Source organism: Streptomyces sp. NPDC056738, from assembly GCF_042790435.1.
GTDB lineage: Bacteria > Actinomycetota > Actinomycetes > Streptomycetales > Streptomycetaceae > Streptomyces.
Genome location: NZ_JBHTZF010000019.1, coordinates 106,399 through 128,380, shown reverse-complemented (window position 1 = coordinate 128,380; position 21,982 = coordinate 106,399). Strand labels below are relative to the sequence as shown.

16 protein-coding genes and 1 tRNA gene are annotated in these 21,982 nt (G+C 71.1%); 9 read left to right on the top strand and 8 right to left on the bottom strand.

Annotated elements, in window-relative coordinates; translation table 11 throughout:
- The first annotated feature begins 87 nt into the window (after nt 1–87).
- On the top strand, nt 88–777 hold the full coding sequence (locus ACFRIC_RS36585; RefSeq protein ID WP_382795387.1) for a GntR family transcriptional regulator: 690 nt from the start codon (nt 88–90) through the stop codon (nt 775–777).
- Between the two features lie 44 nt (nt 778–821).
- On the opposite strand, the gene ACFRIC_RS36580 is transcribed toward ACFRIC_RS36585, so the two are convergent.
- Nucleotides 822–1,775, bottom strand: coding sequence for an acyl-CoA dehydrogenase family protein (locus ACFRIC_RS36580; RefSeq protein ID WP_382795384.1), 954 nt, complete (start codon nt 1,773–1,775; stop codon nt 822–824).
- Between the two features lie 192 nt (nt 1,776–1,967).
- Complete coding sequence (locus ACFRIC_RS36575; protein WP_382795381.1) at nt 1,968–2,522, bottom strand: beta-class carbonic anhydrase; 555 nt, start codon at nt 2,520–2,522, stop codon at nt 1,968–1,970.
- A gap of 396 nt (nt 2,523–2,918) precedes the next feature.
- Between ACFRIC_RS36575 and ACFRIC_RS36570 the strand changes: the two genes are divergently transcribed.
- A complete protein-coding gene (locus ACFRIC_RS36570) occupies nt 2,919–3,797 on the top strand; it encodes an ABC transporter substrate-binding protein (RefSeq protein ID WP_382795379.1) in 879 nt (292 codons plus the stop codon).
- Between the two features lie 81 nt (nt 3,798–3,878).
- Here the strand turns inward: ACFRIC_RS36570 and ACFRIC_RS36565 are convergent, their stop codons facing one another.
- On the bottom strand, nt 3,879–6,524 hold the full coding sequence (locus tag ACFRIC_RS36565) for a SpoIIE family protein phosphatase (RefSeq protein WP_382795376.1): 2,646 nt from the start codon (nt 6,522–6,524) through the stop codon (nt 3,879–3,881).
- A 267-nt stretch (nt 6,525–6,791) separates the two neighbouring features.
- On the bottom strand, nt 6,792–7,538 hold the full coding sequence (locus tag ACFRIC_RS36560; protein WP_382795433.1) for an SGNH/GDSL hydrolase family protein: 747 nt from the start codon (nt 7,536–7,538) through the stop codon (nt 6,792–6,794).
- Between the two features lie 225 nt (nt 7,539–7,763).
- Between ACFRIC_RS36560 and ACFRIC_RS36555 the strand changes: the two genes are divergently transcribed.
- Nucleotides 7,764–8,378, top strand: coding sequence for a 2'-5' RNA ligase family protein (locus ACFRIC_RS36555; protein ID WP_382795374.1), 615 nt, complete (start codon nt 7,764–7,766; stop codon nt 8,376–8,378).
- Between the two features lie 276 nt (nt 8,379–8,654).
- Complete coding sequence (locus ACFRIC_RS36550) at nt 8,655–9,842, top strand: Ig-like domain-containing protein (RefSeq protein ID WP_382795430.1); 1,188 nt, start codon at nt 8,655–8,657, stop codon at nt 9,840–9,842.
- Between the two features lie 185 nt (nt 9,843–10,027).
- Here the strand turns inward: ACFRIC_RS36550 and ACFRIC_RS36545 are convergent.
- Nucleotides 10,028–10,112: transfer RNA gene (locus tag ACFRIC_RS36545), tRNA-Leu, on the bottom strand.
- Between the two features lie 140 nt (nt 10,113–10,252).
- Here ACFRIC_RS36545 and ACFRIC_RS36540 point away from each other — a divergent pair.
- The gene (locus ACFRIC_RS36540) at nt 10,253–11,584 is read left to right on the top strand and encodes a DUF2254 domain-containing protein (RefSeq protein ID WP_382795371.1); all 1,332 of its coding nucleotides are present in this window, start codon (nt 10,253–10,255) and stop codon (nt 11,582–11,584) included.
- A gap of 37 nt (nt 11,585–11,621) precedes the next feature.
- Here the strand turns inward: ACFRIC_RS36540 and ACFRIC_RS36535 are convergent, their stop codons facing one another.
- The 3 genes from ACFRIC_RS36535 to sucC form a co-directional block, all read right to left on the bottom strand.
- A complete protein-coding gene (locus ACFRIC_RS36535) occupies nt 11,622–13,217 on the bottom strand; it encodes an aldehyde dehydrogenase family protein (protein ID WP_382795368.1) in 1,596 nt (531 codons plus the stop codon).
- 182 nt (nt 13,218–13,399) lie between these two features.
- Nucleotides 13,400–14,338, bottom strand: a complete 939-nt coding sequence (gene sucD, locus ACFRIC_RS36530) for a succinate--CoA ligase subunit alpha (RefSeq protein WP_382795365.1) — start codon at nt 14,336–14,338, stop codon at nt 13,400–13,402.
- A gap of 12 nt (nt 14,339–14,350) precedes the next feature.
- Nucleotides 14,351–15,484, bottom strand: a complete 1,134-nt coding sequence (gene sucC, locus ACFRIC_RS36525) for an ADP-forming succinate--CoA ligase subunit beta (protein ID WP_382795363.1) — start codon at nt 15,482–15,484, stop codon at nt 14,351–14,353.
- A gap of 166 nt (nt 15,485–15,650) precedes the next feature.
- Between sucC and frc the strand changes: the two genes are divergently transcribed.
- The 4 genes from frc (at nt 15,651) to ACFRIC_RS36505 (ending at nt 21,950) form a co-directional block, all read left to right on the top strand.
- Entirely contained in the window at nt 15,651–16,883 is a 1,233-nt protein-coding gene (frc, locus tag ACFRIC_RS36520) for a formyl-CoA transferase (protein WP_382795359.1), read from the top strand.
- A gap of 1 nt (nt 16,884) precedes the next feature.
- On the top strand, nt 16,885–19,032 hold the full coding sequence (locus ACFRIC_RS36515) for an acetate--CoA ligase family protein (protein ID WP_382795357.1): 2,148 nt from the start codon (nt 16,885–16,887) through the stop codon (nt 19,030–19,032).
- Nucleotides 19,033–19,155: 123 nt separating this feature from the next.
- Nucleotides 19,156–20,547: an OFA family MFS transporter gene (locus ACFRIC_RS36510; RefSeq protein WP_382795354.1), complete on the top strand. Its 1,392-nt coding sequence runs from the start codon at nt 19,156–19,158 to the stop codon at nt 20,545–20,547.
- Nucleotides 20,544–21,950, top strand: a complete 1,407-nt coding sequence (locus ACFRIC_RS36505; RefSeq protein WP_382795352.1) for an OFA family MFS transporter — start codon at nt 20,544–20,546, stop codon at nt 21,948–21,950. Before ACFRIC_RS36510 ends, ACFRIC_RS36505 begins: the two co-directional genes overlap by 4 nt.
- The last annotated feature ends 32 nt before the right edge of the window (nt 21,951–21,982 follow it).

The window sequence follows — 21,982 nt, the reverse complement described above, 5'->3', positions numbered from 1 at the left end:
GCTGACGCAGCCGTCGGGAACCCTTTCGGCGGCCACCTCTTGGCAGAGCCGTCGGCCCCGCGGGCCCGGTGGCGGAACGGGGCTCCCATGCGTGAGGCACTCACGGCCGCCGCGACCCGGCGCGTCACCCGCCCGGCGCCGCTTCGGCAGGCCGTGTACGACGCCCTGACCGAGCTGATCGTCAACGGCTCCCTCAAGCCCGGCCAGCATCTCGTCGAGGCCGAGCTCGCCGAGCATCTCGGGGTCAGCCGACAGCCCGTACGGGAGGCCCTGCAGCGACTCCAGACCGACGGATGGGTCGATCTGCGTCCCGCCCAGGGAGCCTTCGTCCACTCCCCCACCGAGAAGGAGGCCGCCCAACTCCTCGGCGTCCGCGCGGTGCTGGAGACCTACTCGGCCCAACTCGCGGCCCAGCACGCGAAGCCCGAGGACGTCGAGAAGCTCTGGGAGCTGCACCAGGAGGGCGTCGACGCCCTCGCCGCGAGCGACGTCGAGCGGCTGGTCGCGGCCAACACCGCCCTGCACGCCCTCATCACCTCGATCGGCGACAACGCCGTACTGGCCGAACTGATCGCGGGTGTCGGCCAGAAGGTGCGCTGGTACTACACGCCGATCGCCCGGCCCCGCGGCAAGGAAGCGTGGAACGAACACGCCCAGCTCATCAGGGCGATCGCCAAGGGCGACTCCGACCGTGCCGGCGAGGTCATGCGCAAGCACACCGAGCGCACGACCGGCTTCTACCGCAAGCAGATCGCCGCCGGGACGAACCAGGACTGACCGGAGGGGCCCTCGCACGGGAGTCATGACGCGCGTCCGCGGCGTCATGCCGCGGGGGCGGGACGGAGGTGCCGACCCACGGACCGTGGAGCGCTCGGCCCGGGTCCGAGTGACGGTCCGATTCCGAGTCCGAGTCCCGGTCCAGGCCCGGATCCCGGTCCAGGTCCAGGTCCAGGTCCAGGTCCGGATCCTGGTCCAGGACCGCGTCCGGGAAGCGCGCCGTTCGCCGCCGCCGTCAGCTCCAGGAGCCACGGCCGCACGGTGCGCAGCACGACGTCCAGTCCCCCTCCGTCCCGTCCGAGCATCACGTCGGCGGGCACGAGCACCGGATCCGCGTGCAGGGTGGAGGTGGCGCTGCCCCTGGGCCCTCCCCCGCCGGACCGGGCCGGCACGAACAGGTCCGAGGCCTGCGCCGGGACGACCCACAGCGTCACACCGTCCCGCCCCGCGAGCGGGCGCGAGGACCAGAGGTAGCTGTCGGCCTCACCCGCCGCGACCACCCGCCGCCTGCGGCCCCGCAGGGCGACCACGTCGGCGAACCTGGCGGCGGCCGAGCAGGACACCGCGCGCGAGCCCTCGTACGAACCCTGGTACCTCGCCTCGTACGTCATCTCGTACGTCATCTCGTACGCCGTCTCGTATGTCGTCGCGTGCGGATCCTCATCCAGCGCAAGGCTCATGAGGTGACGCCCCGCCGCGATCTCCTCCCGCACCCAGGAACCGCCGCAGGACTCGACGGCGGCGACCGCGGCGAAGTGGGACGCGAGCACAGCGGCGGTGGCGGGGCACAGGTGGGCCGTCCGCGCGACCACGTCGGCCGCCTCGGACAGCCCGAGGCCGGCGCCGCCAGACTCCTGAGGGAGGGGCAGACCGAGGAGTCCGGCACGGCCGAAGGCGGCCACCGCGTCACGCGGGAACCGGCCTTCCCGGGCCGTCAGTTCGGCCGCGGGCGCGACGACCTCGGCCAGGACGGCCGAGAGAGAAGTGCGGTAGGACACGGGGTGACCCCCTCCTCGCGAACAGCTTCCCAAGAGAACTGCATACAGTATGCAGCGTCCTGTCGCAGTGCACCAGAGAGGCGGAAGGGCGAATCCAGGCGACCCGGCGACCCGGCGACCCGGCAACCCGGCAACCCGGCAACCCGGCAACCCGGCAACCAACAGAACCTGCGACCAACGGAACCGGAGTCCTCAGCCTCGCGGGTCGATCTCCCTCAGCAGCCCGGTCGTGACGTCGAAGACGAAGCCGCGGACGTCGTCGGTGTGCGGCAGGAACGGCGAGGTACGCACCCGTTGGAGCGACTGCCGTACGTCCTGGTCGACGTCCCGGAACGCCTCGACCGCCCAGGCCGGCCGCTGCCCGACCTCCATCTCCAGCTCGTGCCGGAACTCCTCGGTGATGCTCTGCAGACCGCAGCCGGTGTGGTGGATGAGTATGACGCTGCGCGTCCCCAGCGCACGCTGACTGATCGTCAGGGACCGGATGGTGTCGTCGGTGACGACACCGCCCGCGTTGCGCACGGTGTGACAGTCGCCCAACCGGAGGCCGAGCGCGGCGTGCAGATCGATGCGGGCGTCCATGCAGGCCACGACGGCGACACGCTGAACCGGCCGCGCGTCCCGGCCCGGATCCACGAACCCGGCGGCATACGCGCGGTTGGCCGCCACGAGCCGGTCGATGACCGTCCCGCCATCCGGAAGGCGGTCCGCGGACGGGGCGGGACGACGGGATGCTGAAGTCGACATTGCGGGGCTACCTCACTCCGGTCGATGACGGGGAGACCGGGGAGACCTCTACCCCTTCCATGTATGCGATATGCGATAACCCACGTCCTCACCGACGCCTTACGAAGCCGTCGCGCCATCCGACGGGAAGGACGGACGATGTCCACCCCGGCGCCTCACCGGAGAGCGCGGGCGCCTCGCCGTGGAGCCCGGGCGCGCGTCGCCACGGAGCGCGGGCGCCTCACCAGCGACCCGGCCGCGGCCACCCCGGCGGACGTGCCGGGCACGGTCACGACCCCGCCCATCCGGAGGCCACGCGGCATCACGCCGCACGGCTGGCGGCCGCAGAACGCGCGACGCCGGGTTCGGGGTGATTTATGGTGACTCCAGGAGGATGCCCCGACCGGAGGTGCAATGATGCGCGCCGCGGCAGCGATCGGCTCTCTGGCTGTCAGCGTGGCGCTCATCGTCGCGACATCGGCTTGTGACGAGGGCGAGCCCGAGTCGTCGAAGGCCCAGTACGGGGACTGCGAGGTCTCGGGGCACCACGGAGAGTTCCATCTCTCGCCCCGGACGGCGGGCGCCCTCACGGTCAAGACGACCCTGCCCGCCCCCGGCTGGTGGAACGGCAACACGCCGGCCGAGGTCAAGAGCGGCTACGAGTACTGCATGGCCGCCAACATCGCCTACCGGTCCGGGCTCGACCGGCTGAAGGTGGAGAACGCCCCCTTCCCCGAGGTCGTGTCCGGCCGGACCACGAACTTCGACCTGGCCCTCGCGCAGATCACGATCACCCCGGAACGGAGCAAGGTCGCCGAGTTCTCCCCGCCCTACCTCGACTCCACCCTGGGAGTGCTGATCAGGGACGGCGAGAAGATCAACGAGAACAACCTCCGCGACGTCCGTATCGGGGTCGCCGAGGGCACCACGGGCGAGGCGTTCGTCAAGAACCGCCTCAAGCCGACCAAGCCCGTCACCGCCTACGCCAACGACCCGGAGATGGTCACGGCGCTGGAGAAGGGCCGGATCGACGCGGTCGTCCACGACACGACGATCCTGCTGGCGTACCCCCAGAAGCGGGAGGGCAGGGTGCGCATCGTGGGCCAGTACCGGACCGACCAGGGCTACGGCGCCCTGTTCCCGAAGGGTTCGCCCAACAGGAACGAGGTGGACCGGATCATCAAGCAGCTCATCGACGACGGGACGCTCGCCAAACTGTCGGTCGTCTACCTCGGGGCCGCCTTCGGCCAGGACCCGGACAAGATCCCGTACTTCACGGTGAAGCAGGGCTCCTGAACGCCCCGGAACACCCCGCACCCCGCCGTACGCGGCGGACCCGCGCCCCCGCACGGCACGGCGGTCGGCTTCCGCCCCGTTTCACAGGTCCGCCAGCAGGAGGCTTCCCAGGTCCCCGGCGGCCGGGGCGTCGAGCGCCTGCTCGGCCCAGATGATCTTGCCCCGGTCGGTGTAGCGGGTCCCCCAGCGGCGGGACATCTGCGCGACGAGGAACAGACCACGGCCCCCCTCGTCGGTGAAGGCCGCGCGGCGCAGGTGCGGGGAGGTGCTGGTGCCGTCGGCGACCTCGCAGATCAGGCTGTCGCGATCGCGCAGCAGCCGCAGACTGATGGGGCTCCCGCCGTACCGGATGGCGTTCGTCACCAGTTCGCTGAGGATCAGCTCGGTCGTGAAGGCGGCCTCGCCGAGTCCCCAGGCCTCCAGCCGGTCCGTGGCCTCGGCGCGGATCCGCGAGACGGCCGCGGGGTCCTCCGGTACGTCCCACTCCGCGACCTGGTCCGGGTCGAGCAGCCGGGTGCGTGCGACGAGCAGGGCGACGTCGTCACTCGACCTGGTGCGCAGCATCGCGTCGAGCACCGTGCGGCAGGTGTCGTCGGGGGAGGTGCCGTCCGTGTGGGCGAGCGCGTCCTTCAGCATGCCGAGCCCGGTGTCGATGTCACGGCCGCGGGCCTCGACCAGGCCGTCGGTGTAGAGGACCAGCCGGCTGTCGGCGGGCAGCAGCAGTTCGGCCGTCTCGACCGGCAGACCCGCCCCGACGCCCAGGGGCGGGGCGACGGGGATGTCGGGGAAGGTCACAGCGCCGTCGGGCGAGACCAGCGCCGGCCCGGGATGGCCGGCCCGGGCGACGACACACCGCCCGGTGACCGGATCGTAGACCGCGTACAGACAGGTCGCGCCGGTGATGGCCTCCGCCGCCGCGTCCTCGTCGATCCGGGTGATCAGGTCGTCCAGGTGCCCGAGAATCTCGTCCGGGGGCAGGTCGAGTGCGGCGAAGTTGTGCACCGCGGTCCTCAGGCGCCCCATCGTCGCGGCCGCGTGCAGACCGTGTCCGACGACGTCGCCGACCACGAGGGCCACCCGGGCTCCCGGCAGCGGGATGACGTCGTACCAGTCGCCGCCCACCCCCGCCTGGGCGGGCAGGTAACGGTGCCCGACGTCCAGCGCGGACAGCTCGGGGAGCACGCCGGGCAGCAGGCTGCGCTGGAGGGTGACGGCCGTGATGTGCTCGCGGGTGTAGCGGCGGGCGTTGTCGATGCACACGGCCGCCCGGGCGGCGAGCTCCTCCGCGGGGGACAGGTCGTCCGGCTCGAACGCGTCCTGCTCCGAACGCCAGAACTCCACGACCCCCAGCAGCTGCCCCCGCGCCTGGAGCGGCACCGAGATCATGGAGTGGATGCCGTACTCGGTGATCTTCCGCGTCCGCTCCGGGTCCTGGGCCCGCCATCCGTCGGCCGTGGCGAGGTCTTCCACCAGGACCGGCCGGCCGGTGACGATACCGATGGCCACAGGGTTGCCAGGCACGTGGTGCATGCGGGTCCCGACGGGCGACAGCGGCGCGTCGTCGCGGATGCCCGCCGACGCGACGCGGTGCATCTCCATGTTCGACCCCGTCGGCTCACCACCGTGCAGCACGGGTTCCACCAGCTCGATGGTGGCGAAGTCGGCGAAGCGCGGGACGGCCACCTCGGCCAGTTCCTCGGCGGTGCGCTTCACGTCCAGGGTGGTGCCGATCCGCGTGCTGGCGTCGTAGAGCAGCCGCAGGCGCCCGCCCGCCACGTCCGCCCGGCCCGCGAGGGCGCGCAGCTCGGTGGTGTCCCGCAGGGTGGCCACGCTGCCCCCCTTCGGGCCGACCGGCCGCACGTTGACCGCGAGCAGGGTGTCCCCGGCCAGGAAGACCTGGTCCGTGGCCACCTGGCCCGATCCCAGCAGTGCGGCCAGGGCCGGGCTCAGGCCGAGTGCGGTGACCGGTCTGCCCTCGGCCTCCGGCGGCAGTGCGAGCAGCCGGCGTGCCTCGTCGTTGGCCAGGAGCAGCGTTCCGTCACCGTCCAGAATGATCACGCCTTCGCGGACCGCGTGCAGGACGGCGTCGTGGTGCTCGTACATGCGAGTCATCTCCACCGGCCCGAGGCCCGCGGTCTGGCGCCGCAGTCGCCCGCTGACCAGTGCCGATCCACCCGCGGCCAGCAGCAGCGCCACACCGCCGGCGGCGAAGATCACCGGCAGTTGGTTCTGCACCACGTTGGCCACCTTGTCCACCGTGACCCCCACGGTGATCAGGCCGACGACGGTCCCCTTGTCGTCGAAGACGGCCACCGTCGAGTCGACCGCCTTGCCCAGACTGCTGTCGAACGTGGTCTGGTGGGGCTGGCCTCCGAGCGCCTCGCCGTAGGAGGTGGAGACGTGCTTGCCGATCTGGTCCGGGTCCGGGTGGGTCCACCGGAAGCCGTACGGGCTCAGCGCCACGACGTAGTCGACGCCGGTCTTCTTGCGCACCACCTCGGCATGGGGCTGGAGTGCCGCCGTGGGGTCCTTGCTCTTCATCGCGGCCGCGGTGCCCGGGGCGTTCGCGAACGTCTGGGCCACCGCCAGTGACCGGTCGCCGGCCTCCCGGATCGCGCGGTTGCGGTCCTGGAACACGAGCACCACCACGGCCGTGGCGATGAGCAGCAGGACGACCGCCAGTTGCAGCAGGAAGACCTGACCGGCGACGCTGCGCGGAGTCAGCATCGACCGGACACGCCGGCCGGCCGATGGTCGATGGGCCTCCGGGCCGGATTCCGACGGCCCGGCCTTCGGCGGTACCCGGTCACCCCGTCGGCTCGCTGGGACGTATCGCCCAAGTTTGCCCATTTCATCAGTATCAGTGACGGCCCCGGTGGGCGCGGCTCAGGACGGGCCGGTCCGGGCTCCCGGGCGACACGGTGACCGGGTCCGACCCGTCGTTCGACGCCGGCGGTCCGGGGGCGGGCCGGGCCGGCTCGCCCCCGGGGGAGGTCAGCTGTTGGCGTTGAGGACGGGGTAGTAGCCGCTCGCGTGGCCGGTGGCGGTGGGGTGGTACGACTCCCAGCTCGGGGAGACCACCAGGGAGTGCAGCCAGCCGTCGCTGGAGCACAGCTCATGGCCGCCGAACGTGCCGCGGACGTCTCCGAAGACGAAGCCGTGGGCGGCGGCGCGGGCGGCGATGACACCATCGATGACGTCAGAGGCCTCGTCGATCTTGCTGTGCTTGGTGGCGCTGAGACCGACGCAGAAGACGTTGAGCGTATACATGTGCGGGTAGCCGAGGACGACCACCTTGGCGTTGGGGGCCTTGGCGCGGATGGCGTCGTACGTGGCGTCGAGGCGGGCGGGGAGGGTGTTCCGGGCGTAGTTCTCGGCTGTGTTCACGCGGTTGACGCAGTCGGTGTCCGACCCGGTGACACAGGTGGTCATGACGTCCGAGAAGCCGGCGTCGTTGCCGCCGATGGTGAGCGAGACGAGGCCGGTGGCGGAGTTCAGCGGGGCGAGCTGGCTGTTCGTCACATCCGTGGTGACCGCTCCCGAGCAGGACGTGTCGGCGAACGAGGACGGGGCGTGCGCGTTTTTCCACAGGTAGGGGTAGGCGCTGAGGCTGCGGTGGCAGCCTCCGCTCGAACTGTCGTAGTTCCCTGCGCCGTTGCCGGCCGAGTACGAATCCCCCAGCGCGACATACGCCGGCCCGGCGGCGTGCGCCGGGCCGGTCAGCACCAGGCCGAACATCATCGCGAGACCGAAGGCGACAAGGGTGGATCGCAATTTGACGCGTCTCACAGGACCTCCCTGAGCGGGAAAGCTGGCCCTCATTTGGTACAACAGGCAACCACTTGACGGAAGTGTTCATGTCAACATTGTTTCCGTATTCAACATCACGTTCGACGTCACGGAAACATGTCTCCGACCGGGCGCGCGGCACCCTGAAGGAGGGGGTGTGACGGGAGAGGACGCCTGATGCGAACCAGCGACGAGATGCGCCGCTCGGCGGTGGCCTGGATCCCGCCCGCCGACCTGTGGCCGCCCATCCAGGGCATCCGCCGGGACTACGACCCTCAGATCCACCGCTGGCCGCCCCACGTCAACGTCCTCTTCCCGTTCGTGCCCGAGTCCGACTTCGAGCGGGCGGCCCCGCTGCTCGCCGCGGCGACGGCCGAGGTGCCGGTGTTCACCGCGCGACTGGACGGCGTACGGACCTTCCGGCACAGGGCGTACGCCACCGTGTGGCTCGACCCGGCGGCGGCCGGCCTGGCCCCCTGGGCGGACCTGCACCACGCACTGCGGCAGCGGTTCCCGCACGGCGACGGGCCCGCCAGGAGCTTCACCCCCCATCTGTCCCTGGGCCGGACCCGTGATCCACTGCGGGTCGGCGCCGACTGCGCCGCCCGGCTCGACGCCATGACGGCGACGGTCTGGGAGCTCGTCCTGCTCTCCCGCAGGGGCCAGGGGCCGATGCGCCCCCGGGCCACGATCGCCCTGAGCACGGGCGAGCTCCGCCGACTCCCCGCACCGGACCCGGAGACTCCCGGCCCGGAGGACACGGCGTGGCTCTCCGTGATCTCCGAGAGGTGAGGCGCCGGCCGACCGGGCCGGGCGGCCCGATGGCGGATCCGGCGACCGGGCGGCCCGACGGCGGATCCAGCGGCCAGGTGGCCCACTGGCGGATCTGGCGGCAAGGCGGCGCACACGTGGTGCGTGAGACCCGCCACAAACCACCCAACAAATCGGACTAATGCGCAAAAATGCTTCTTTGAAGCTGATTGCCCCCTGGCGATCGGCCGGGGGATTCAACCACCAGTGGCATGGGAGAAGCGTTTGATCACCGCACGCAAGCGACGCACCGGGCTGATGGCTACGGCCGGAGCACTCGCACTCACGGCGCTGGGCGGTACCAGCTACGCAGCCACCAATGACACCGGGTCCCACCCGGAGACGCGGGCACAGGCGACCCAGTCGGACGCCCAGGACGTCTCCGACGCCCGAATAAAGATCACGCCCGGTCCGGCCCACGGCGTCGGGACGGACGACCCCGTGAGCGTCACCGTCAGCGACGGCAGACTCACCAAGGTGACCATGACCGCCGTCGCGACCGGCACCGAGGTGCAGGGCACGCTGTCCGCGGACGGCACGTCCTGGACGGCGAACGGCCCGCTGAAGCAGGCCACCCGCTACCAGGTCGCCGCGGAGGCCGTGGACGCGAAGGGCCGCGCCGCCACCGAGAACGCCTCGATCTCCACGGTCTCCCCGGCCAACGACTTCCTCGGCCACCTCTCCCCCGAGAACGGCTCGACCGTCGGCGTGGGCATGCCGGTGAGCTTCGACTTCGGCAGGGCGATCGCCGACAAGGCCGCCATGGAGTCGAAGATCCAGGTCAGCACCAGCAGCGGCGAGCAGGTCGTCGGCCACTGGCTCAGCGGCAGCCGCCTGGACTTCCGCCCCGAGCACTACTGGAAGCCCGGCTCCACCGTCACCGTGAGGATGAACCTCGACGGTGTCGAGAAGACGGTCACGTTCAAGATCGGCCGGAGCCAGATCAGCACCGTCGACGCCAAGACGAAGCAGATGACCGTCAAGCGGGACGGCAAGACGATCAGGACCATCCCGATCTCGTCCGGCAGCGCCGAGCACCCGACGTACAACGGCCAGATGGTCATCTCCGAGAAGTACCGGCAGATCCACATGAACGGTGCGACCGTCGGCCTCACGGAGAAGAACGGCAAGCCCTCCTACGACATCGAGGCCGTGCCGCACGCCATGCGCCTGACCGACTCGGGCACGTTCATCCACGGCAACTACTGGGGCGGCGACTCCGTCTTCGGCAAGGTCAACACCAGCCACGGCTGCGTCGGCCTGAAGGACGTCAGGAACGCCGGCAACGGCAAGATGCCGGCCGCGTGGTTCTTCGACAACTCGCTGACCGGTGACGTCGTGATCGTCAAGAACTCCGCGGACAAGGCCACCGTGGCCCCGGGCAACGGCTTCAGCGACTGGAACATGCCGTGGAGCCAGTGGGTCTCGGGCGGCACGTCGAACTGACGCCACACCCCACGGGCACGCGAGCCCGCATCGCTCCCGCCAGGCGGCGGCCGGCACACCACCGGCCGCCGCCCACGGCGCCGGGGACGCCCGGAGGACACCTCCGGGGAGTCCCGAGCGAGGAAAACGCGAAGAGGACCTCGACCGTCAGGTCGGGGTCCTCGTTCGCGTGTCACTGCAGAGAGTGTCCGAGGGGGGACTTGAACCCCCACGCCCGATAAAGGGCACTAGCACCTCAAGCTAGCGCGTCTGCCATTCCGCCACCCGGACAAGGTGTCTGCCGCCTGACCGGGGCGTTCCCCGCGGCGACATGGATAACAATACCAAGGTTTCGGAGTGCCTTTCACCTGCATATCCGTCCCCCGGAGCGGGTCCGCGGAGCGGAGTGGGGGTGCGCCTACAGTCTCACCATGGGTGACTGGATGACTACCGGTGGTCTGCGGGAAGGGCGGCGGCCGAGAGCGCTGTCGCCGTTGCGGGAGCACCTGCGGGACACGTTCTGGTTCGCGCCCACCGCGGCCATGGTGTTGGTCTTCGTGGTGTGGGCGGTGGCGACCGAGATCGACACCGCGATCGTCGACGCGCTGCACGACGCGCGCGACTACGACACCCTCGACGATCTGCTGCGCCTGGCCGACGACGCGAAGGCCGTGGTGACCGTGGTCAGCTCGGCGATGATGACCTTCATCGGCGTGGTCTTCAGCATCTCGCTGGTCGCCGTGCAGATGGCGAGCGGGCAGTTCAGTCCGCGCGTGGTGCGGATCTTCGTACGGAGCCGGATCACCAAGGCCACCTTCGCGGTGTTCCTCGCCACCTTCCTGCTGTCGCTCCTCGTGCTGACCTCGTACGAGGGACAGGCCGAAGCGCGGTACGTGACCTCGATCCCGCTGGTCCAGTCGGTGCTGACGCTCACCATGCTCGGGCTGAGCCTGCTGCTCTTCGTGCTGTACGTGAACCAGACCCTGCGGCTCATGCGCATCAGCCATGTCATCGACCGCATCACCCGCGAGGCGTTCAAGGTGGTCGCGCGCATGCCCGTGGCCCGCTCGACCGGCGAGGAGGACACGCTCGGGCCCGAGACGGCCCGGGTCGCCCACCACGGACGGGCCGGCGTCCTTCGGGACGTGAACATCGCCCGGCTGGTGCGGGCGGCCGGGCAGGAGGACGTCGTGCTGCGGCTGCTCCCGCGGATCGGGGACTTCGTCGTACCGGGCACTCCGCTGTTCGCCGTGCACGGAGGCCCCGCCCCGGCCGGGCGGTCGCTGAGCTACACCGTGTCCGTCGGCGTGGACCGCACCTTCCACCAGGACTTCGCGTTCGGACTGCGCCAGCTCGCCGACATCGGGCTGCGGGCGCTGTCGGCCGCGGTGAACGACCCGACCACGGCCGTGCAGGCGATCGACCGCATCGTGCAGTTCCTGGCCGCCGTCGCCGGCCGGCCCCTCGACACCGCTCTCCACCGGGACCGGCGCGGGAAGGTTCGGCTGGTGCAGCCCGTGCCGGGCTGGACGGAGCTGGTCGATCTCGGGTTCGCGGAGATCCGGGGCTGCGCGGTGGGCACTCCGCAGGTCACCCGGCGCATCGTGGCGGGCCTGGACGACCTCGCCGCGATCGCTCCCGCGGACCGCCGTGAGCCCCTGCTCCGCCACCGCGCCCTGCTCGTCGAGGCCGTCGAGCGCTCCGTGGCCGAGCCCTCGGACCGCGCCTTCGCCCTGCACCCGGACCGGCAGGGCATCGGTTAGCCGACCGGAACGGCAGCGGATCGCCGACCCGCCCGGCTCACGGCATCAAGTGGTACTCCGGGAAGTTCCCCGGCAGCCGCTCCCCCGCCGGGCCCCGCGTCACCGCGCGCACCAGGAGTTCCCCGCCCACGAACGCGCCGCGCCACGACGCTCCGAAGCCGCCGAAGAGTTCGTCGCGGTCGCCGCGGGAGCGGGGCCTGCCGTGGCCGACCTTGAACGCGCGGATCTGGGGGGCCAGCCGGTCGTACGTCGCCTCGTCGTCCGTGGACAGGGTGGCGACCAGCGCCCCGTTCGAGGCGTTCATCGCGGCGAGCAGTTCGGCCTCGGTGTCGACCAGGACGATCGTGTCGACCGGGCCGAAGGGCTCCGCGTGGTGCAGCGGTGAGGAGGGCGGCGGATTGAGGAGCGTCACGGGCTGGACGTACGCCGCGGTGTCCTGGCCGGGCAGGAAGCGGGCGTCGGACGGCTTGCCCCGGTACAGCGGGACCGCGCCGCGGTCGATGGCCTCGGTGACCTGGTCGTCCAGTTCCTTGGCCTTGGCCGCGTTGATGACCGGGCCGAAGTCCAGCGACGGGTAAGGGTCGTCGGGGTGCTCGACGGCGAGCGGATGGCCGGTGCGCAGGGTGCGGACGGCCGGCAGGTACGCGGCGAGGAAGTCGTCGAACAGGGCGCGCTGGACGACGAAGCGCGGGTAGGCGGTGCAGCGCTGCTTGCCGTAGTCGAAGAGCTTGGGGACGACCGCCGTCAGCGCGTCCCAGTCGCTGTGGTTCCAGACGCCCCAGGTGTTGAGCCCCTCCTGTTCGAGGACGTGGCGCTTGCCGAGGTCGGCGACGGCGGTGGCCACCGCGGCGCCGGTGTCGCGGCCGCCGACGAAGGAGACGCAGCCGATCTCGGGCGCGCGCACGAGCGCCTCCGACAGCTCTCCCCCGCTGCCGCTGACGAGGGTGAGGGGCAGTCCTTCGCGTACGGCGAGCGCGCAGGCCAGGGTGAGACACGCGACCCCGCCGTCGGTCGGGGTCTTGGCGATGACCGCGTTGCCCGCGAGTGCCTGGACGAGCATGGCGTGGACGAGGACGCTCATCGGGTAGTTCCAGCTCGCGATGTTGGAGACGGGGCCGTCGAGCGGGGTCCGGCCCTCCACCATGGGTTCGATGCCGTCGACGTACCAGCGCACGCCGTCGATCGCGCGGTCCACGTCGGCCTGGGCCAGCCGCCAGGGCTTGCCGATCTCCCAGACGAGCAGCAGCGCGAGCAGTTCACGGTGTTCGGTGAGGGCGTCGAGGGCCGCCGCCACGCGGGCCCGGCGTTCGGCGAGGGGCACGTGTCGCCAGGCGCGGTGCTGGTCGAGCGAAGCGCGGACGGCCTGCCGTGCGGTGGTGGCGTCCAGGCGTGGCGGTCCGGCGACGGGGCCGCCGTCGACGGGGCTGGTGGCGGGCAGGGCCCGGCCGTCGGCCTGCCAGCCGGCGTTCCAGAGGTTGAGCACCCGGTCGTCGCGGAACGCCTCGGGGGCGGCGGCGAGGGACCGCCGGAAGGCGTCGCTCCAGGACGTGCCGGACTTGAGGACGAGGGGGGCGGGAGCGTCGGGGCCGCGACGGGGCGTCGGGCCGGACGGGGTCGGGCCGGGGGTGGTCACGAGTGTCTCCGCTCTCGGTGCACGGTCGGGGGCGGGGGCCCGGTCCCTGCCGGACGGCAGGTCGATCGGGCCTCGCGAACAGTCGTCGCGTACGGAGGTCGCATGAGGAAGGTCGCGTGAGGAAGGTCGCGTAAGGAAGGGGGAGGCGGCGGGGGCGGGCGGCTTCCGGAAGTCACCACGGATCAACTATGAGTGACATCGCTCGGCGTCGCGCGCTCCGCCAGCCGCGCGAGGACCAGCCGGGCCGTCTCCGTCGGGGTGCCGCCGACCTGGACCCCGGCCGCCTCCAGGGCCTTCCTCTTGGCCTCGGCGGTGCCCGAGGAGCCGGAGACGATGGCGCCGGCGTGGCCCATGGTCCGGCCCTCGGGGGCGGTGAATCCGGCGATGTAGCCGACGACGGGCTTGGTGACGTGATCGCGTATGTACGCCGCCGCCCGTTCCTCGGCGTCGCCGCCGATCTCCCCGATGAGAACGATCAGCTTGGTGTCGGGGTCCTTCTCGAAGGCCGCCAGACAGTCGATGTGCGAGGTGCCGACGACGGGGTCCCCGCCGATGCCCACGCAGGTCGAGAAGCCGACGTCCCTCAGTTCGTGCATGAGTTGGTAGGTGAGGGTGCCGGACTTGGAGACCAGGCCGATGCCCCCGGGGCCGGTGATGTCGGCGGGGACGATGCCCGCGTTCGACCGTCCGGGGGAGATGAGGCCGGGGCAGTTGGGGCCGATGACACGGGTCCCGCGGGCGGCGGCGTGCGCGCAGAAGGCCACGGAGTCGTGGACGGGGATGCCCTCGGTGATGACGACGGCGAGCGCGATCCCGGCGTCGGCGGCCTCCAGCACGGCCGCGCGGGCGAAGGCGGGCGGCACGAACACGACGCTCACGTCGGCTCCCGTCGCCTCGATCCCCTCGCGCACCGACCCGAAGACGGGCACGGTCCGCGGGGCCCCGGGGCGGCCCTCGGGACCGGGGAGGTCGAACTCCACGGTCAGACCGGCCTTGCGCGGATTGACGCCGCCGACGACGTCCGTGCCGGCGGCGAGCATGCGCCGGGTGTGCCGCATGCCCTCGGCGCCGGTCATGCCCTGGACGAGGATCTTGGACTCCTGGGTGAGAAAGACGGCCATGTCCCTCTTCCTTCAGTTCGTGTGGGCCAGGCGGGCGGCCAGGCGGGCGGCGGCGTCCATGGTGGGGGCCTGGTGCACCAGGGGGTGGGCGCGGTCGCCGAGGACGGCGCGGCCCCGGGCCGCGTTGTTGCCGTCGAGCCGGACCACGATCGGTTTGGTCGGCCGTACGGCGTCCAGGGCCCGCACGATCCCGTCGGCGACGGCGTCGCAGGCGGTGATGCCGCCGAAGACGTTGACGAGGACGGACCGGACGCCGGGGTCGGACAGGACGACGGACAGACCGTCGGACATGATCCGCGCCGAGGCCCCGCCGCCGATGTCGAGGAAGTTGGCGGGGCGGGCACCGCTTCCGGCGACCACGTCGAGCGTCGACATGACGAGACCGGCGCCGTTGCCGATGACACCGACCTCGCCGTCCAGCTTCACGTAGTTGAGGCCCTTGGCGGCGGCCGCGGCCTCCAGCGGGTCGTCGTGCGCGGTCTCCTCCTTCCGGTCCCAACGCGCCTGGCGGTAGCGGGCGTTGTCGTCGAGCGTGACCTTGCCGTCCAGGGCCGTGAGCTGCCCCTGGGCGGTGCGGACGAGGGGGTTCACCTCGACCAGGAGGGCGTCCTCGCGGACGAGCACCTGCCAGAGCCGGACGAGGACGTCGGCGGCGCGCGGGGGCAGTCCGGCCGCCCGGGCGATCTCGGCGGCCTTCTGCGGGGTGACGCCCTCCGCGGGGTCCACGGGGACGCGCGTCACCGCCTCCGGCCTGGCCGCCGCGACCTCCTCGATCTCGGTGCCGCCCTCGGTGGAGGCGATCGCGAGGAAGCGCCCGGCGGCGCGGTCGAGGACGTACGAGACGTAGAACTCGGCCTCGATGTCGACCGGTCGGGCCAGCATGACCGAGCGGACGGGGTGGCCCTTGATGGTCATGCCGAGGATCTCGCGGGCCGCGCGTTCGGCGGCCTCCGGGTCCTCGGCGAGCCGCACTCCGCCCGCCTTGCCGCGCCCGCCCGTCCTCACCTGGGCCTTGACGACGGCCCGGCCGCCGAGCCGGCGGGCGATGTCCCCCGCCCGGCCGGGTGAGTCGGTGACCTCGGCGCGCGGCACCAAGATGCCGTGTTCCTCGAAGAGTTGCCGCGCCTGATGTTCGTACAGGTCCACGTTTCGGCTCCTGTCCTGAAAGTGGTGCACGACCCCTGGACATCACCCATCGGATGCGGGATAACACTCTTCATACAGTATTCGTCGACTGTATGCAATGTACCGAACCTGGCCCACCCGCCGCCGCACCGCAGCGGCTCAAGGCAACGGACAAGTGAGGTGACCTGTGACGACCAAGGCTCTCGAAGGCATCCGGGTCCTGGACATGACGCACGTTCAGTCCGGCCCCTCGGCGACCCAGTTGATGGCCTGGCTCGGCGCCGACGTGGTCAAACTCGAGGCGCCGAGCGGTGACATCACCCGCACCCAGCTGCGGGACATCCCGGACGCCGACTCGCTCTACTTCACCATGCTGAACAGCAACAAGCGCAGCATCACCCTCAACACCAAGACCGAGCGCGGCAAACAGCTCCTGACCGAGCTGATCAGCCGCTCCGACGTCCTGGTGGAGAACTTCGGCCCCGGAGCGATCGACCGCATGGGCTTCACCTGGGACCGCATCCGCGAGATCAACCCGCGGATCGTCTACGCCTCCATCAAGGGCTTCGGGGACGGCCCGTACACCGACTTCAAGGCGTACGAGGTGGTCGCGCAGGCGATGGGCGGCTCCATGGCCACCACCGGGTTCGAGGACGGGCCGCCGATGGCCACCGGCGCCCAGATCGGCGACTCGGGCACCGGCGTCCACGCCGTCGCCGCCGTCCTCGCCGCGCTGCTCCAGCGCACCCGCACCGGACGCGGCCAGCGCGTCAACGTGGCCATGCAGCACGCCGTCCTCAACCTCTGCCGGGTCAAGCTGCGCGACCAGCAGCGCCTGGCCCACGGTCCGCTCGCCGAGTACCCGAACGACGACTTCGGCGACGAGGTCCCCCGCTCGGGCAACGCCTCCGGCGGCGGCCAGCCCGGCTGGGCCGTCAAGTGCGCGCCGGGCGGCCCCAACGACTACGTCTACGTCATCGTCCAGCCCACCGGCTGGAAACCGATCACCCGGCTGATCGGCCGCCCCGAACTGGCCGACGACCCCGGCTGGTCCACCCCGCGGGCCCGGCTGCCCAGGCTCGCCAAGATGTTCCAGCTCATCGAGGAATGGACCACGACGTTGCCCAAATGGCAGGTGCTGGAGAAGCTCAACGCCGAGAACATCCCGTGCGGACCGATCCTGTCCACCAAGGAGATCATCGAGGACGCCTCGCTCGCCGCCAACGACATGGTCGTCGAGGTGCCGCACCCCGAGCGCGGCTCGTACGTCACCGTCGGCAGCCCGCTCAAACTCTCCGACTCCCCCGTCGACATCACCGCCTCCCCGCTGCTCGGTGAGCACAACGAGGAGATCTACGTCGGCGAACTCGGCCTCGGTGACGAGGAATTGCGGCTTCTCCGGACGGGCGGGGTGATCTGAGGTGGCGACTCAGGACCGGGTGGCACGGGTGCGGGCGCTCCTCGACGGCGTACGGCGCGAGGGCCGCACCGCGCTGACGGCCCCCGAGGGCAAGCGGATCGCCGACGCCTACGGGATCGCGGTGCCCGGCGAGGAGACCGCCCGCGACGAGGACGAGGCCGTGCGCCACGCGGAAGGGTTCGACGGCCCCGTGGTGATGAAGATCGTCTCCCCCGACATCCTGCACAAGACCGACGCGGGCGGGGTGCTGGTCGGTGTGGAGGGGGAAGCGGACGTACGGGCCGCGTTCCGGACGCTGGTCGCCAACGCCCGCTCGTACGACGCCCGCGCCCGCGTCGACGGCGTCCAGGTGCAGGAGCTGATCCCGCCCGGACAGGAGGTCATCGTCGGCGCGGTGACCGACCCGACCTTCGGGAAGGTCGTCGCCTTCGGGCTCGGCGGTGTGCTCGTCGAGGTGCTCAAGGACGTCACCTTCCGGCTCGCTCCGGTGGACACCGACGAGGCGCTGTCGATGCTCGACTCGATCCGCTCGGCGCAGATCCTGCGCGGGGTGCGCGGCGGGCCGGCGGTGGACCGGACGGCCCTCGCCGAACAGATCCGCCGTGTCTCCGAACTCGTCACGGACTTCCCCGAGATCGCCGAGGTCGACCTCAACCCGGTGATCGCGTCCCCGGACGGCGCGGTCGCGGCGGACATCCGCGTGATCCTCGGCGCGAACGCCCCGGCCGGGCGGCGCCGGTACACCCGTGAGGAGATCCTCGCCTCCATGGACCGGCTGATGCGGCCGAGGTCGATCGCCGTGATCGGCGCCTCCGACGTCCCGGGCAAGATCGGTCACGCGGTGCTGCGCAACCTCGTCGACGGAGGCTTCGCGGGCGAGATCCACCCGGTGAACCCCAAGGCCGACGACATCCAGGGCCGCAAGGCCTACGCGAGTGTCACGGACATCCCCGGTGAGGTGGACGTCGCGGTCTTCGCCGTCCCCGCCCGCGCGGTGCCCCGCGTCCTGGAGGAGGCCGGACGCAAGAACATCCCCAACGCGGTCCTGATCCCCTCCGGTTTCGCGGAGACCGGCGAAGCGGCCCTCCAGGACGAGATCACGGCCATCGGCGAGCGCCACGGCATCCGGCTGCTCGGTCCGAACATCTACGGCTACTACTCGACCTGGCACGACGTGTGCGCCACGTTCTGCACGCCCTACGACGTGAAGGGCGGTGTCGCGCTCTCCTCGCAGTCCGGCGGGATCGGCATGGCCGTGCTGGGGTTCGCCCGGACGACGAAGACGGGTGTCTCGGCGATCGTCGGGCTCGGCAACAAGGCGGACCTGGACGAGGACGACCTGCTCACCTGGTTCGGCGAGGACCCGCACACCCGGTGCGTGGCGATGCACCTGGAGGACCTCAAGGACGGCCGCGCCTTCGTGGAGGCGGCCCGCGCCACCGTCCCGAAGAAGCCCGTCATCGTCCTGAAGGCGGGGCGGACCGCCGCCGGCGCGCGGGCCGCGGGCTCGCACACCGGGGCCCTCGCGGGCGACGACGCCGTGTACGACGACATCCTCCGGCAGGCCGGGGTCATCAGGGCTCCCGGCCTGACCGACATGCTGGAGTACGCGCGCGCCCTGCCGGTGCTGCCCGCCCCCCGGGGCGACAACGTCGTGATCATCACCGGAGCGGGCGGGAGCGGGGTGCTGCTGTCGGACGCGGTCACGGACAACGGGCTGTCCCTGATGGAGATCCCGCCGGACCTCGACGCCTCCTTCCGGGAGTTCATCCCGCCCTTCGGGGCCGCGGGCAACCCGGTGGACATCACGGGCGGCGAGCCGCCGTCGACGTACGAGGCGACGATCCGGCTCGGTCTGGAGGACCCGCGCGTCCACGCGCTGGTCCTCGGCTACTGGCACACCGTCGTCACCCCGCCCATGGTCTTCGCCGAGCTCACCGCGCGCGTGGTGGCCGAGTTCCGCGAACGCGGCGTCGAGAAGCCCGTGGTGGCCTCGCTCGCGGGCGACGTCGAGATCGAGGAGGCATGCCGGTACCTGTACGAGCGGGGGGTCGTGGCCTACCCGTACACCACCGAGATGCCGGTGGCCGTCCTCGGCGCGAAGTACCGCTGGGCGCGCGCGGCGGGCCTGTTGGGGGGTCGTTCATGACCTGAGGACGCGGGGGGCCGGCCGACGGTGCGCGTCGGCCGCCCCCGGGACCCGTGAGCGCACGAAAGGCATGTGGCAGGGGGCGCTGACCAGATCTTTCGACGCAAGGGGATCTCGATCGACATGACAACCACCGGCTACTCGACATCGGTTCCACCCCGAGAGGTGAAGGACCGGAACGGACGCGTGTACCGCGTCGGCGAGACCGACATCGACATCATGGGCCGCAGACGCGCGTGGATGGTCGTCCTGCCCTGGGCGGGCATGCTGGGCATCAGCTCGGCCGAGTACGCGTTCACCTCCGCGGAGGACACCCTTCACGAGGCTCATCTGTGGAGCAGCGGACACATCTTCTGGCTGATGGGCGTCTGGATCTTCTTCCAGGCGGCCGTGGCCTTCCCGGCCGGGCGACTGCGGGAGAGCGGCAGGCTCCCCGCCCGTACGGCCATGCTGCTGGGCGCGCTCGGCACGCTGCTCGGCTATGTGTCCCTGGCGTTCGCCCCGCATGTGGCGGTCGCCTATCTCGGCTTCGGCATGTGCAGCGGCATCGGAGCGGGTCTTGTCTACGCGACCTGCGTGAACATGGTCGGCAAGTGGTATCCGGAGCGCAAGGGCGGCAAGACGGGCTTCGTCAACGGCGGTTTCGCCTACGGGTCCGTGCCCTTCGTCTTCCTGTTCACCTCGTACATGGACCTGGGCAACTACCGGGGCGTCCTGGTGGGCGTCGGCCTGGTCTGCTGTGCCCTGGTCGCGGCGGCCGGCTGGTTCTTCAAGGACCCGCCGAAGGGCTGGTGGCCGCCGGACGTGGACCCGTTGAAGGTGCCGGACGACCCGAGGGTCCGGCGGGCGCTGGAGAAGAACCCGCCGGCCGTGAAGCAGTACACCCCGAAGGAGGCCGCGCGTACCCCTGTTCTGTGGATGATGTGGTTCTGTCTGCTGTGCACGGCCGGGATCAACATCTTCGGCATCGCCTTCCAGGTCCCGTTCGGCAAGGACATGGGCTTCGCGGGCGGGATCGTGGCCACGGCGATGTCGCTGAAGGCGATCGTCAACGGCACCGGTCGCGGGGTCATCGGCTGGATCTCCGACCGCGCCGGACGGCGTCACACGCTGATCATCGTGTGTCTGGTGCTGGGTTCGGCCCAGTTCGGTGTGCTCGTCTCGGGCCAGATGGGCAGCATGCCGTTCTTCCTGTTCTGCTCCATGGTCTCCGGCTTCGGGGGCGGCGCGATCTTCCCGCTGTTCGCGGCCATGACCGCGGACTACTTCGGTGAGAACAACAACGCCTCGAACTACGGGATGGTCTACAGCTCGAAGCTCATCTCGGGCCTCGTGGGCTCCGGCATGGGCGCGGTCGTCGTCGGCGCGTGGGACTACCACGGAGCCTTCGTGCTCGCCGGGTCCATCGGTCTGGCGTCCGCCGTGCTGGCCCTGTTCCTCAAGGCGCCGGGCCGGCCCACGGCCCGCGGCATCGTCCCCAATCCACACCCGCTCGGCGAGGAGATGGCGTCATGACGGCGGAACCGACGGCGGCGAAGGACTCGCCGGACGAGCCCGGCGCCCGGGGGCGCGCGTACCGGGAGCTGACGGACGCCCGGGGCCGCGTCTACCGGGTCGGCGAGAGCGACCGGGACATCCTCGGCCATTCGCGCGCGTTCATGGTCTACCTGCCCTGGATCGCCATGATGGCCATCAGTGTCTTCGAGTACGCCTACGGCTCGGCCGAGGACACCCTTTCCCACGCCCACGGCTGGACGCAGAGCAACACCTTCTGGATCCTCAGCGTCTGGGTGTTCTTCCAGGCCGGCATCGCCTTCCCGGCGGGCTGGCTGCGGGAGAGAGGGATCTTGACGGCACGTCAGGCCATGTACGCGGGCTCGGTCATGTGCGCGGCCGGGTTCCTGGCCCTGTCGCATCTGGACGACGTGCTCCTGGCGATCCTGGGCTTCGGCGTCGTCGGCGGCGTCGGGTCCGGTCTGGTGTACGCGACCTGCATCAACATGGTCGGGAAGTGGTACCCCGAACGGCGTGGCGCGCGGACGGGATTCGTCAACGGCGGCTTCGCGTACGGCTCCCTGCCGTTCATCTTCATCTTCAACTACGCCTTCGACACGGCCAATTACCACCGCGTGCTGGACCTCATCGGCTGTTACGTGATGGTCGTGGTGCTGACCGCCGCGTTCTTCTTCAAGGACCCGCCGAAGAACTGGTGGCCCGCGGACGTCGACCCGCTGGCCCACGGCGGTTCCGGGAAGGCGGCCGCGAGCCTCGCGAAGAACCCTCCGGCCGTGAAGCAGTACACCCCCAAGGAGGCGATCAGGACCGGCATGCTCCCGCTGATGTGGGTCGCGCTGGTGATGACCGCCGGCGTGTCGATCTTCGGGATCTCCTTCCAGGTCGACTTCGCCAAGGAGGTGGGCTTCGGACCGCTGGTGGCGGCCTCGTCCATGGGAGTCATGGCGGTCGTCAACGGTGTGGGCCGGGGTGTGGTGGGCTGGCTCTCCGACACCTGGGGGCGCAAGCAGACGCTGGTCTTCGTGATCGTGGTCCTGGGACTCGCGCAGTTCGGCGTGATCTGGGCCGGCGACGTCCACAGCGAGGCGCTGTTCCTGTTCTTCGCCTTCCTCTCCGGATTCGGCGGCGGGGCGTTCTACCCGATGTTCGCGGCGCTGACCCCGGACTACTTCGGCGAGAACTACAACGCCACCAACTACGGGCTGGTGTACAGCGGAAAGCTGATCAGCGGTCTGTTCGGCGGCGGACTCGGCTCGATGGTGGTCGCCGCCTGGGGCTACGACGGCGCGTACGCCCTGGCCGGCGGCATCTCCATGGTGGCGGCCGCGGTCGCCCTGCTGCTGCGGCAGCCGGGGCGCAGTACCGCGGACACCTCGGCACCGCAGCCGCAGCCGGTGGGCTGAGCGGCGGCGGGCCCCGCGGAGAAGCGGCCCCC